Raw genomic sequence first — 12,845 nt, 5'->3', positions numbered from 1 at the left:
GGGTGACGAGGCGCAGTAGAGCGCATGGACCCGGGTCGGCGATGGCTGCGCAAGCCTCAAATGCCATGCGGCGAGCTGCACAAGCTCCTGGTCCAGTTGGGCGACGCGAAGTGCTGCGTCACCGACGGGTTTCAAGGTGCACGTTGATCGAAAAGGGGATTCGCGCTTGCCCGACGTAAGTGCTTCGGGGGCACCTCATCTCGCCCGCGGCAGTCCACGCGAGGGGTGTCGAGCCCTCTTAGAGGTTGTTGAGCTTGATCGACCGGCGAATGGTCCCGACGTCTCGCTGAAGAGATGTCGAGGCAGACATCCAATCGAACGCTTGGCCTTCCGCCCAGATCGGGTCCCAGCAATCGTCGAGGTACTTCTGGAAGATCTCGGCCCGATCGAGGCGGTCCGCGATCGCACGGCAGTCCTTGATCTCGCGGCGTCTCGAAGGATCTACGATCGGGGTGTCGACGATCATGGCATCCAGGTAAGTGAAGCGTCCGAGGAGCTTCGTCCACAGGTAGGCGCCGACTGTTGTAATTCGGTATAGCCGTCTGCTGTCAGTTGGCGCCGCGCGTGGCTGGTGGCTCAGGAGCTTGCCATTGACGGCCCGCTCAAGCGCGGACTCGATCTGCTCGACCCGGAAACCCATGCCTTGCATCGCATCGTGGATGTCGTGCACATCCACGTATCCGTCGTGGCTACCGACCTCGCCGATGCGCTCGACGTGAGCAAGGATTAGCGGGACGATGAAGTGCTCACGACCGTCGTCCGACGAGATGTCTAGAAGGTTGGGGATCGGGGAGGCCGCTGGGCTGTAGTGCTCGTAGTCGCCGAACAGCAGGGCGCGCAAGAACTCGTGGAGTGCAACGCGGTAGCGACCGTCGTCGGCGTGGATGCCGAAGATTTTGACAGTGTCGACATGTCCGCTTCCGACGAACGTGTTGACGAAATCGAGCGTGGCGCGGAGGTTTCCGCCGCCTAGGTTGTCGACAGCCTCGATCAGCTCATTGTTGATGGAGAACGAGTTGCGGAGAATCCCGAGGTAGGTCGTAAGAGCGGCCGCTTGCGCCTCCAGCGTGGGCGGAATGACCTCAGACTCGCTCGCCACCCCAAGTTGAGCGATGCTGAAGGCGAGCCGCTTGTCGATGACGGTCTTCGCGGCTGGCGGCGCGATGGTGAAGATCCTCGGTTGGTACGCAGTGAGCGACCCATGCACCCGCGAACGGTTGAACGTCTCAGGGCGAAGGGAGAGGAAGACCGTCGCGGGCCAGGTGGCTGCAAGGCTCTGCCCGATCAAGAACACTTCCTCTTGGAACTCGAAGTCGCGCTGGTCGATGTTGTCGAGGAAGATGATGATCTGTTGCTTCTTCGACTTGGCGATGTGGCGGAGCATCGCCTGAAGATGCTTGTCGGGTTCGGCGAGCTTCTTCTCCAGCAGGCCGAGCTCCCTCAGCGCGTATGCCTTCGGGTCCGACTTTCGGAGGCCGCCGTAGATGCCTCTCGTGAGGCGGTTTAGATCGTGCGAATAGACCTGCCGAAGCAGCTTGTCGTCCTCAAGGTCGAAGCCGGCGTCGGCGAGTTGCTCTTGTAGCCGGTCGATGACATAGGCGTTCAGGTCGCTCGCGAGCGCGGGCTCGTCCCCGAAGTTGATGTGGAGCACAATGGACCGTTCCATGAGCTCGCGTGCATCGATCCGGATGAAGTGTCTGATGAACGTCGTCTTCCCGACGCCGACGTCGCCCAGCAGAATGAGCGGACGTCGCCCAAGGCTCGCAGTCAGCACGTCGCGCGCAAGTTCGGGATTGATCGCATCTGTGCCGCGAGCAGCCTGGAGCTCGGCGCCGTCCGCATCCTGAGCGGCGCTGTAGCGGGCCTCCAGGACCTCGCGGCTAACGGTGGCGTACTCCGACAGTGTGTCGCTCGTCGAGTAGCACTCGCGCAGGAAGAGTTCCTCGATCTCGGGCGCTGCAAGGTAATCGGTGAGGAAGAGGTCGCCCAAGACCTTGAGGTCGGTTTGAAGTCGATTACGAGTCCGGAAGCCTGGGTAGAGGCGGAGGCGCGTACTGAGTTTGGCCGGCGGCGGGGGAGGCGGGGAAGCGGCGAGAACCCGCGCAAGTGCGTTGGCTTCGACGCCACCCCTCGAAAGGCACTCCCAAAAGAGCGCGAACTGCGACGACACAGCGTCGAGCGAGGAGAAAAGTAGAGCCTTGCCATCCGCTGGGGCGACTCCGTCCTGTCGACTGGCAAGGAACGCGACAAACTGGTGCCCGTTCGTGGCGACGGCCACGGCGATTCCCCGGTCGGTCGCGTAGCGCGCAACTTGGTCGATCGCCGCAGCTAGTTCCGGGGAGAACCTGCGCGCATCGCGGAGCGACATGACGCCCGACTCAGCTGTCAACGGGATAGCGAAGTTAACGCCTTCCCGTTTGGCTTCCACCACAACGCGTCGAGTCGGCGAGCCGAGAACGTAATCCGCGAACGTGCGGCCGAGACTGTCTTCGCAGACGATGTGCTCAGGCGGCCATTCGAGGACGCGTGTGAGGAGATCGTCGATCAGCCGGAAGCGCGTCGTCGCCTCGTTCTGATCGGTCTCGTCCTGCGCCGACCACCACTGACGGATCGATTCGAATTGGTCTACCGCTCGCTGGTAATCCTCAATCGTCACCGCACCACGTTAGCCACGAAGACGGACGGGAAAGCCCGTGGAGAGCCTCGTGAGGCCTTTCATGCCAGGACTGGAGGTTTGTCAGTCGCCGGGCTCTCCGAGCGAGTGCGCGGACCCAGAGCCACGGAGATGCTCGTTCCCCTGACTCGACTCGGTCGACCGCGCGTCCTGGGGCCTGTCCCCGCATCTGCGAGGAGGCGCTTAAGCGGACCCGTACGGAGGCGTTTCGGGCCGGTCTACTTGCGAAAGGCCTGGCATGACGGCGTCGTGGAGAAGGATGGGCCTGAGCGCAAGCTCCACGTTGGCGGCCGACGTGATCGCGGCGAAACACGCATCGAGGACCGTATTGAGTTTGTCTGGCTCGAAGCCTGCCAAGAGCGAGGAGATCTCGCGCAGCGCTGCCTTGTCGTCTACATGGGCGCCAGCGCGGTTGCGCAGGTCGCGAACGTGTGCCAGGGCCGACACTTCTAGGCTGTCGCGAGCATCGCTGAGCACCTTGATAGCTAGCGAGCACGGCAGGTCGCGTTCGAGCAAGGCCAACAGAGCTGGTTGCTGATGCCCGAGGCCGGTGACCGGTGCCTCGAAGAGTAGGTCTAGAAGCGTGCAGGTCTCGGTGACCGTCGCGCCCAAGACCACGCGCCAGAATGGCTCGTAGCCGTTGACGGCGGCCCAGAGCTGACTGAGTGTGCGCACGTTGCGGACCGCGTCAACCAGCTGCCGGTTTTGCTCACCGAGGTCGCCGCCCTGAGTGGCGAGCACGGCGTCAGGTCTCGTGGAGTCGAACGAACCGCTGCCCACGACGACCCCGGACGGCACCGGTTCGTATCCATGGCTATCGATTGCCGTCTGCAGCGCAGGATCGATCGGCGGGAAGCTTTCAAGACGCGGTACCCCGCTGACGGCGGCGATGTCGTTCCAGATGTCCCTCGCGTCCTCAGCAAGGATTCGCAGGGCGTCGTCGCTAAGGTCCGACCACATCGAGGCGCGCGCGGTCAATGCGTCTACAGAATCGGGCGCGATCGTTTGGCGGTGTGCGGCGATTCGGTGGCGGATCTCCTCGTAGTCCCCCCAATCGCGTTGCTCGAGGTCGTTGAGGGCCCGCGCGATACGGCCTACGGTCTCGCGGTCCCCGGTCGCAGATCGCAGCTCGTTTTTCGCCCGGCGCGCCCATCGGATGAACTCGTGGCAGTACACAAGGACCGGACGCGCCAGGACGCGGCGCCGGAAGTCGTCGGGTGCCGTCGAGGCGAGCACGCAACCGGCGGCCATCATCTGAGCGCAGTAGCGCGTCTTGAGCGCTGCCTCCGAAACGTCCTTCAGATCGAGTCCGACCGCGCCCGGCTTCACACGAACTCCAAGATGTCGTTGTGACCGCGCGACGCGAACCGAAGGTGGCGCGGAATCGCTGATGCATCGGTCAAGGCACGGCGCGGGTGCGGCAACGATTGTCGCCCGGAAGGATCGGCGAGCGAGGGGCCCATCTGAGCAGCCTAAGGCCCAGGGTTGGGGGTCACGCAACCACGGCGGTGAGAGGCGGGGCAGCGTCATGCTCAGAGAGCTTGAGACCAGGTCTCCGGTTTCGTTGCGTGACCATCCGGTCTGGGAAGAGGCTCGCGGCATCCACCGGCCACTGAAGTGCTCCGAGCCCGGCCGCCTCAGACTCGACACCGGCCGTGCATGCCCGCGTCCCGCCGGCGTGCTCTCCCATTGAATACGCCCCCGCTCTCGGACGGTGAGCCCAGGTTCTGAGGAACGGGTCGGTCGTTTTGGCTCCCGTCGGCCGGTCGTGCGCGGGCGTATGGGCTCCGACAGGCATCTCGTCGCAATAGCTGGGGCGCACACGCGTACCCCACGGGGTCCAATTCGGGGTCCAAAGTGAGCGAATGGACCCCGAACTCAGACGAACTCAGGTAACGTCAGAGCCCATGAACGCTGGGTTTCTCACTCAGCGGAACACTCCAGAGGGCGCTGGGGGCCGGACGGTCGCAGGTTCAAATTCTGTCGCCCCGACTTGCCGAAAGCCTCGGAGGTACCGGGGTTTCGGACCTGCTGAGGGGGACAGCCGGGCGCAAGCGCTCGTCTTTCGTCGGAACAACTGCGAGGGCGGTCGGATCCTGGGACTTCGGCGGATGCCGGCCTTGCGACTGCTCGCTGCAGCGCACCGCCTCGGTTAGCGTCACCCGTGATGCCCGAGGATCAGGTACGCGGGGAGTTGCTGGATCGCCTGCAGGCGCTCCGGGTCGCGGAGCGCGACGGGATGCGGGCGCCGCACAAGCCCCTGTTGTTGCTGTACGCGCTGGCGCGGGTGCAGGCGGGGGAGCCGCGGCTCGTGGCGTTCGCGGAGGCCGAGGGCCCGCTGCAGGAGTTGCTCGACGGCTTCGGCCCGCCGCGTCCCACCGAGCCGCGGTACCCGTTCTGGCACCTCCGGACCGACGGGCTCTGGGACGTGCCTGCGGTCGAGGAGTTCGACACGGGGCCGAGCAGCAGGCGTCCCGGGGTCACCGCCCTGCGGGCCGCCGGGTGGGGCGGGTTCGTGGAGGAGTTCGACCGCGCACTCCGCGACGACCCGGAGCTCGTGCGTCTCGCGGCGCACGCCGTCCTCGATCGGCACTTCGAGCCATCGCTGCACGACCCGATCGCGAGCGCCGTCGGGCTCGATCTCGCGGCCGCCGCGACCGTCGCGGAGGTGCGCAAGCGCAAACGCGATCGGGCGTTTCGTCACCGAGTGCTCGTCGCATACGAGCACCGGTGCGCGGCCTGCGGCTGGAACGCCTACCTGGGCTCCGACGCGTTCGGACTCGAGGCTGCGCACGTGCTGTGGCACACGCACGGCGGACCGGACGAGCTCGACAACGGCCTCTGCCTGTGCGCGCTGCACCACCTCGCCCTCGACCGCGGCGCCCTGTCGATCGACGACGAGTACCGGCTGCTCGTCTCCCAGCACATCTCAGGATCGACCGGTGTCGCCGACGGTCTCCACGCGCTCGCCGGACGGCCACTCGGGCGACCGCAACCCGGCAACCCGCCGATCCGTCCCGACCACGCCGACTGGCACCGCGCGCAGGTCTTCCGCGCTCCTGCGCGCGCGGCATGACGCTCGCCGACCCGGCCCCGACCGCCACCCGGTCGACCCCGCGGTGCCCCACATGCGACGCACTGTCCAGCGTTCGTGAGAGCACCATGAGGCCCCGGTGAGAACTCCTGAGAACGGCGCGACACGCGTCGCGCTGAATTACAGGATGTCGCACATGCGACGACTTCTTGCGCCCATCCTCCTCCTGACCATCCTCGCGCTCGGCCTGCCGGGCCTGGCGGCCGCCAAGCCCGCTCCAGGCGAGGGGCCGAGCACCCCCGCTCCTGGACCGGACCCCACGCACGTGACGGTCCTCAAGCCCTGGGGACCGAACCTGACATACCGGATCGTTCGCAACACGACCGCGTACACGGAGCTCAACGCGCGCTCCGACCCGTACTCCTACCCGCAGAAGGACAGCTGGTTCACCATCGACTGCCAGCTCTACGCGAACACGCAGTCCGGAAGCCGGCTCTGGACCCACATCCCCGGCGTCGGCTGGGTGATCGACAACGCGATCAAGACCTACACCGACGGGCGACTGCAGGGCGTGCCGTCCTGTGCCGACCCCGGCGCCGGGCACGTCTGGTTCAAGCAGCCCTGGGGGCCGCGCAAGGAGTACCGCGTCACGCGTGACGTCCAGCTGCTCGACCGTCCCGGCGGCGCGCCGGTCGCGACGACGCTGCCGGCCAAGTCGTGGACCGCGCTGGGCTGCGCGGTGACCCACACGGGCGGCCTGTGGTTCTACGCCAACCCGCGCGGGCGCGGCCGCGGCTTCGTCCCGGCCGACGCCGTCAACCGCTGGCAGGACGGCGTCCCGGCCGGCCTGAAGCGCTGCGTGACCCAGCCGCAGCCGATCCGCACCTACGCGGCGATCGGGGACTCCTACTCCTCCGGCCTCGGGACCGACGCCGCCCAGACCAGCGGCTGCAAGCAGTCACCTGGCGCGTTCTTCGGGCAGCTGCGCGGCGGGCTGAAGCAGGGCATCGTCACCAGCGACTTCTACTTCCAGGCCTGCGCCGGAGCGACCTCCAAGGACGTCCTGGCCAAGCAGCTCGACGCGCTCGACAGCGGGACCCGCGTGGTGACGCTCACCGCCGGCGGCAACGACTTCAACTTCGAGCGGATCGCGAAGTCGTGCCTGTTTCCCGGCGGCACCCCCTGCTACGCAGCCGTCAACCAGGAGACCCAGCGCTCCGCCGTCACGCGAGTCCGTCGCGACCTGGCCACGCTGTACACGGCGGTCCGTCGCAAGGCGCCAAACGCCAAGGTCTACGTCCTCGGGTACCCGCGCGTCGTCCACCCGACCCGCATCGAGGGCTGCGGTGCGCTCTCCCGTGAGGACGGCCCGGTCCTCCTGCGCGCGGTCCTCACGATGAACCGGACCATCAGGCGAGCGATCGGGCAGCGACGCGGCTTCCGCTACGTCGACCTCACGCGGACCTTTCAGGACCACCCCGCCTGCAACAAGGGCTCGGTCGACTGGCTGAACGGCGTGCACGTCGACTCCTTGGACAAGGACGCGTCGTTCCACCCGAACGATCTCGGTCACCAGGCCATCGCCGCCCGGCTGCGCCAGGTCGCCCCGCAGTACTTCGGCTGAGCCCCGGGATGTGAGAGATCTCTGAGAGGCCCCTCGACCCGGCCCTCGCCGCGCGCGAGGGTCGGGTCATGCCGATCTCCGACACCCGTCGCGCTCTCCGTCCCGCCGTCCTCGCCGTCACCGGCGCGGCGATGCTCGCCGGGGCGCAGGCTCCCGCGACGGCGCAGGCCGCCGGGTGCTCGAAGGTCGTCGAGGGGCAGTCCCGCACGCTCGTCGGCCAGCTCACCGAGGACCGCTTCTCCGAGAGCTACAGCAGCGGCGGGATGCCGCGCACGAGCAACCACAAGATCTCGCGGTTGTCGATGGGCACGCTCGCGCTGCGCGTCGCGACCTGCCGCTCCGGCGGCCGCTGGCGCGTCCTGGACCCGGCCTCCCTGTCCCCGGCCTACGCGAACTTCTCCGGGGACTCCGTGCCCTTCGGCGCCACCGGCTACGGCATCTCGCCGCTGGAGATCCGCGGGGGATCGCTGCGCGTCCGGGCGATCCAGTGCCGCTCCAGCCAGATCTGGAAGACCGTCAGCGGCCTCACCGGCGTCCCGGTCCCCGGCCCGTTCCTCCTCTCGATCGCCCAGTACGTCGGCAACCAGGTCGGCGTGAAGTTCCTGCCGAAGGACCGCACGCGCTGCGCGCAGATCGTCGCCGGCACGGTGCCGTTCGCGTTCACCCGCGGAGGGGCGATCACCGCCCGGTCGTTCACCGCGAGCCGTACCTACCTCGTGCAGGACCTCGGCGACGTCAAGATCAAGAAGACGCTGACCGTCCGCGTCACGCAGCGCTGAACGCGAAGGAGGTTCGGATCGGCCGTACCTCTGGGTACGGTTAGACTGTACCCGTGGTCAACCCGTTCGTCTTCGACCGTCCGCTGCCCGCCGACCGCGCGGTCGGTCGCGCCGAGCAGCTCGAGCGGCTCATCGCGCTCGTGCAGGGCGGGCAGTCCGTCCGGCTCGCGGCCCCGCGCCGCTACGGGAAGACGACGCTGCTGCAGAACCTCGCCGACGTGGCGTGGAGCGCGCACGACCTCGTGCCTGCGTACATCGACCTGTCGCGCGTCACCAGCCTGCAGGACGTCGCGATCCGCGTCGCGCGCGCCTACGAGCACCGGCTCAGCGCCGGCGTCTGGCGGCACCTGCGCTCCCGCCTCAGCGCCCAGGTGCAGGCCGGGCTGCCGGGCATCGGGTCCGCGTCCGTCACGGTCGCCGCGCGCGGCGGGACGGGGGACGCGCTCGCCGCGCTGCACGAGGTGCTCGAGCTGCCCGCGCTCGTGCACGCCCGCACCGGCCAGCGGTCGCTCGTCATCTTCGACGAGTTCCAGGACCTCCTCACCGTCGGCGACGACCTCGACGGCGTCCTGCGCAGCCACCTGCAGCACCACCTCCAGGTCGCCTCCTACGTCTTCGCCGGATCGCAGCCGTCGATGATGGCCGCGCTGTTCGGCGACCGCCGCCGCCCGCTGTTCGACCAGGCCCGCTCCATGACCCTCGGCCCGCTCCCCGCCACCGAGCTCGGCGACCTCGTCGCCGGCACGCTCGAGCAGGCCGGCCGGCCCGACCTCGTCGAGTGGGTCGACGCGCTCGTGCAGCTCAGCGCCGGGCACCCGCAGCGCGCGATGCTGCTCGCCCACATGCTCTTCGAGCAGCCGCCCGACGCCCCGGACCCCGTGACCGCCGCGCTCGCCGCCGCCGTCGCCGAGGCCGCCGACGGGCTCGAGCAGACCTGGCGGTCGCTCACCGGCCACCAGCGGCGCATCCTCGGCGCCGTCGCCCACGGGCACGACCGCCTGCTCACCACCGCGGCGCTGCAGCGCACCGGCCTGGGGAAGGGGTCGCAGGCGGGGGCGCGCGACGTGCTCGTCGACGCCGCGATCCTCGAGCGGACGGGGGAGGGGAGCGCCGTGCGGTTCGTCGACCCGCTCATGCCGCACTGGATCCTGCGCGACCCCGAGGCCTGATCCGCGACCGTCCGCGCAGGGCCCGGACATGCGCCCGCGTATGCTCGCGGGGTGTCAGACGCACCCGCACACGACCAGCAGCACGCACGACGCTGGGCGATCCTCGGCCTGATCGGGGTCGCGCAGCTCATGGTCGTCCTCGACTCGACGATCGTGAACATCGCGCTCCCCAGCGCCCAAGAGGACCTCGGGTTCTCCACCGGCAACCGGCAGTGGATCGTCACCGCCTACGCGCTGGCGTTCGGCTCGCTGCTGCTCGTCGGCGGCAAGATCGGCGACATCTTCGGGCGCAAGTGGACGTTCGTCGGCGGCCTCGTCGGCTTCAGCGTCGCCTCCGTCCTCGGCGGCCTCGCCCCGTCCTTCGGGGTGCTCGTCGCCGCCCGCGCCCTGCAGGGCGTGTTCGGCGCGCTGCTCGCCCCGTCGGCGCTCTCGATCCTCACCGTCACGTTCGCCGACTCGCCCGAGCGGCCCAAGGCGTTCGGCATCTTCGCCGCGGTCGCGACCGCCGGGGCGTCGGTCGGCCTGCTGCTCGGCGGCGCGCTCACCGACGCGCTCTCGTGGCGCTGGTGCCTGTACGTCAACCTCGTCATCGCGCTGCCCGCCGCCGTGCTCGCCGCCCGGCTGATCGTCAACGAGGCCAACCCGCAGCGCCCGCGGATCGACGTCGTCGGCGTCGCGCTCGCCTGCACCGGCCTGTTCGCGCTCGTCTTCGGGTTCAGCAAGGCCGAGACCGACTCGTGGACCGCCACGATCACGATCGTCTCGCTCGCCGCCGCAGTCGTGCTGCTCACCGCGTTCGTGCTCAGCCAGCGCCGCGTCGCCCAGCCGCTGCTGCCGCTGCACATCGTCTGGGACCGCGCCCGCGGCGGCGCCTACTCGGCGATCATCATCGCCGGCTCCAGCGTCTTCGGCGTCTTCCTGTTCCTCACGTTCTTCCTCCAGAACGACCTCGGCTACTCGCCGCTGAAGACCGGCGTCGCGTTCCTGCCGATGACCGCCCTGATCTTCGTGATGGCCCCGACCATCCAGACGAAGATCCTGCCGCGCGTCGGCGTCCGGCCGCTGGTCATGACCGGCATGACGCTCGGCGCGCTCGCGATGCTGCTGTTCTTCGCGCAGCTCGACCCCGACTCCACCTACGCCGCCGACGTCCTGCCCGGCCTGATGCTGCTCGGGGTCGGCATGCCGTGCATCTTCGCGCCGTCGTTCGCGACCGCCACGCTCGGGGTCGCCCGCTACGAGGCCGGGGTCGCGTCCGCGATGGTCAACACCTGCCAGCAGGTCGGCGGCGCGGTCGGCACCGCCGTCCTCTCGACGATCTTCGCCAACGCCGCCAAGGACTACGCGCAGGGCCGCGCGCCCGCGCCCGACCTCGCGCGCGCCGCCGAGATCCACGGCTACACCGTCGCGTTCACCGCGGGCGCCGTGCTGTTCGGGATCGGGCTGCTCGTCGCCGCGTTCGTGCTCCCGCGCGCCGCCGGCCCCGCACCCGTCGCCGGCCCGGCGGTCGAGGCCGCGTAGGGGAAGCCCCTCGCCGCCGCGCGCCCTACCGGGTGACGCGGACCGTCGTGCTGGCGCCGCCCGCCGCGCTGCGGCTCGTCGGGCTCGTGTTCAGCACGATCCGGTAGCTGCCGCGCCGGGCGCCCTTGAAGCTCACGAACACCAGCCGGCGCCCGCAGCTGCCCGCGGGGGAGGAGGGCACCTCGACGCGCCGCAGGCGCTTGCCGTTCGACCCGACCACGTGCAGGTAGCCCTTGCGCAGGGCGCCGTAGCCGACCGCGAGCACGCTCACCGACTCGCCCTGGCGGACGCGCGTGCTGGTCGGGATCACGCGCGGGACGTCGACCTCGATGGTCGTGGTGCGGCCGTCGAAGCCGTAGGAGGTCGTGCCCGCCGCGTCGAACGCCTCGACGCGCGTGTCGTAGGAGAGCACCGGGAGCTTGCCGTAGCTCGTCGCCGCCGGCAGCTGGACCTGCTGCGTGAACGACGGGTCGAAGCCGCCGGGGAACGTCGCCGACGGCGCGTAGGTGACGGGTGCGAACGGGAACGTCACCGCGTTCGCGGGGCGCAGCCCGCCGCTGGTCCCCGACGCCGCGTACACGTTCGGCACGATGATCGTGCGCGCCTGCTGGCGGGTCTGCTGGGTCGGGCCGACCGGGCCGTACTGCGCGGTGATGGTCGTGATCGCGCCCGGCTTGACGCACGACGGGGCCGCCCGGACGCCGATCGCGGCCGGCGCGGCGGCCGGCAGGAGCGCCAGCGCTCCGGTGGCGCAGAGGGCGGGCAGGACGAACTGGCGCGTCGGCATGCGCGTGAGCCTACCTGCGACAGCTGCTGCGCGACACCGGGTCGCCCGGGGCCGCCCGGCACCGCCGGTAGCCTCGACGACGCCGTGCCCGTCCGTCGCGTCATCGCGCACCTCGACGCCGACGCGTTCTACGCGACGTGCCACGAGCTGCTCGACCCGTCGCTGAAGGGCCGCCCGGTCGTCGTCGGCGGCAGCGGGCCCCGCTCGATCGTCACCACCGCCTCCTATCCCGCCCGTCGCTTCGGCGTCGGCAGCGCGATGCCGATGAGCCGCGCGCTGCGGCTCTGCCCCGACGCCGTCGTCATCCCGCCCGACCGCGAGCTCTACACCCGCACCTCCCGCGCCGTCTGGGACCTCGTGCGCCGACGGCTCCTCGACGCCGGCGCCGTGTACGACAGCGAGGAGGACGGGCCGATCGCGCACCTCGAGCAGGCCGGGATCGATGAGGCGTACGCCGAGCTCGTGCAGGTCGACCGGCCTCTGGCGTTCCTGCGCGCGGTCATCGCCGAGGTCCGCGAGACCACCGGCATCCAGCTGTCGGCCGGGGTCTCGCCCTCACGGCTGATCTCGAAGATCAGCTCCGACCTCGAGAAGCCCGCCGCGTTCGTCGTGCTCTCTCGCGAGCAGGCGCTCGAGCGGCTCGCCGACCGCGAGCTGCGCATCGTCCCCGGGATCGGCCCGAAGGCCGCCGAGACGCTCGCCGCCCAGGGCTTCGTCACGCTCGCCGACCTCGCACGCGCCGACCCCGACGCGCTCGTCGCCACGTTCGGCGAGAGCCGCGGGCGCTGGCTCGCGCGCGTCGCCGACCTCACCGTCGACGTGCCGCTGCAGCCCGTGCGCCAGCGCAAGAGCATCAGCAGCGAGCACACCTTCCCGCAGGACGTGCCGCCCGACAGCGACGAGTCCGCACCCCTTCGCGACCAGGTCGAGAAGATGGCCGTCGAGGTCGCGCAGGCCGCCCGGCGACGCGCCTTCCGCGGCCGCAACGTCGCCGTCAAGATCCGCACCGGGGACTGGCACACGTTCACGCGCGCCACCACGCTCCCCGACTACACCGACGACCCCGCACGCATCACCGCCGAGGCGCTCGCCCTCTGGGAGCAGCACCGCCCCGACGACCCGGTCCGCCTGCTCGGCGTGCGGCTCGGCGCCTTCGAGCACGTCGAGCAGCGCGAGCGCGAGCTCGCCGGCGCCCAGGACGCCGGCGGCTCCGCGCAGCTGCAGCTCCCGCTCGACGAGGCCTGAGCGGTGCGCCCC

9 protein-coding genes are annotated in these 12,845 nt (G+C 69.8%); 6 read left to right on the top strand and 3 right to left on the bottom strand.

Translation table 11 applies throughout. The features are described 5' to 3' along the window. Positions 1-238 precede the first annotated feature (238 nt). Together C7Y72_RS18145 and C7Y72_RS18140 are read right to left on the bottom strand one after the other, a co-directional pair. Positions 239-2,656: a hypothetical protein gene (locus C7Y72_RS18145; RefSeq protein WP_107570609.1), complete on the bottom strand. Its 2,418-nt coding sequence runs from the start codon at positions 2,654-2,656 to the stop codon at positions 239-241. A gap of 201 nt (positions 2,657-2,857) precedes the next feature. Continuing rightward, positions 2,858-4,003 (bottom strand): hypothetical protein, encoded by a 1,146-nt coding sequence (locus C7Y72_RS18140; RefSeq protein ID WP_107570608.1) that lies wholly within the window; start codon positions 4,001-4,003, stop codon positions 2,858-2,860. A gap of 838 nt (positions 4,004-4,841) precedes the next feature. Between C7Y72_RS18140 and C7Y72_RS18135 the strand changes: the two genes are divergently transcribed. The 5 genes from C7Y72_RS18135 (at position 4,842) to C7Y72_RS18115 (ending at position 10,801) form a co-directional block, all read left to right on the top strand. Then, positions 4,842-5,750 (top strand): phosphorothioated DNA-binding restriction endonuclease, encoded by a 909-nt coding sequence (locus tag C7Y72_RS18135; protein ID WP_107570607.1) that lies wholly within the window; start codon positions 4,842-4,844, stop codon positions 5,748-5,750. A gap of 154 nt (positions 5,751-5,904) precedes the next feature. After that, entirely contained in the window at positions 5,905-7,332 is a 1,428-nt protein-coding gene (locus C7Y72_RS18130) for an SGNH/GDSL hydrolase family protein (protein WP_158276925.1), read from the top strand. Positions 7,333-7,400: 68 nt separating this feature from the next. Continuing rightward, complete coding sequence (locus C7Y72_RS18125) at positions 7,401-8,111, top strand: hypothetical protein (RefSeq protein ID WP_107570605.1); 711 nt, start codon at positions 7,401-7,403, stop codon at positions 8,109-8,111. A gap of 53 nt (positions 8,112-8,164) precedes the next feature. Then, on the top strand, positions 8,165-9,280 hold the full coding sequence (locus tag C7Y72_RS18120) for an AAA family ATPase (RefSeq protein ID WP_107570604.1): 1,116 nt from the start codon (positions 8,165-8,167) through the stop codon (positions 9,278-9,280). 51 nt (positions 9,281-9,331) lie between these two features. Next, a complete protein-coding gene (locus C7Y72_RS18115; protein ID WP_233243927.1) occupies positions 9,332-10,801 on the top strand; it encodes an MFS transporter in 1,470 nt (489 codons plus the stop codon). Positions 10,802-10,826: 25 nt separating this feature from the next. Here the strand turns inward: C7Y72_RS18115 and C7Y72_RS23480 are convergent, their stop codons facing one another. Then, positions 10,827-11,588: a hypothetical protein gene (locus C7Y72_RS23480; RefSeq protein ID WP_158276924.1), complete on the bottom strand. Its 762-nt coding sequence runs from the start codon at positions 11,586-11,588 to the stop codon at positions 10,827-10,829. Positions 11,589-11,672: 84 nt separating this feature from the next. Between C7Y72_RS23480 and C7Y72_RS23475 the strand changes: the two genes are divergently transcribed. Beyond that, on the top strand, positions 11,673-12,833 hold the full coding sequence (locus tag C7Y72_RS23475) for a Y-family DNA polymerase (protein WP_158276923.1): 1,161 nt from the start codon (positions 11,673-11,675) through the stop codon (positions 12,831-12,833). The last annotated feature ends 12 nt before the right edge of the window (positions 12,834-12,845 follow it).

Origin of the sequence: Paraconexibacter algicola (assembly GCF_003044185.1) — a bacterium.
GTDB classification, from domain to species: Bacteria; Actinomycetota; Thermoleophilia; order Solirubrobacterales; family Solirubrobacteraceae; genus Paraconexibacter; species Paraconexibacter algicola.
The sequence above is the reverse complement of the archived record's forward strand: the minus strand, read 5'-3'. Positions and strand labels throughout refer to the sequence as shown.

Coding starts and splice junctions, on each gene's coding strand:
- C7Y72_RS18130 (WP_158276925.1), top strand. CDS start 5,905: ATGCGACGACTTCTTGCGCCCATCCTCCTCCTGACCATCCTCGCGCTC.
- C7Y72_RS18135 (WP_107570607.1), top strand. CDS start 4,842: ATGCCCGAGGATCAGGTACGCGGGGAGTTGCTGGATCGCCTGCAGGCG.
- C7Y72_RS18125 (WP_107570605.1), top strand. CDS start 7,401: ATGCCGATCTCCGACACCCGTCGCGCTCTCCGTCCCGCCGTCCTCGCC.
- C7Y72_RS23480 (WP_158276924.1), bottom strand. CDS start 11,588: ATGCCGACGCGCCAGTTCGTCCTGCCCGCCCTCTGCGCCACCGGAGCG.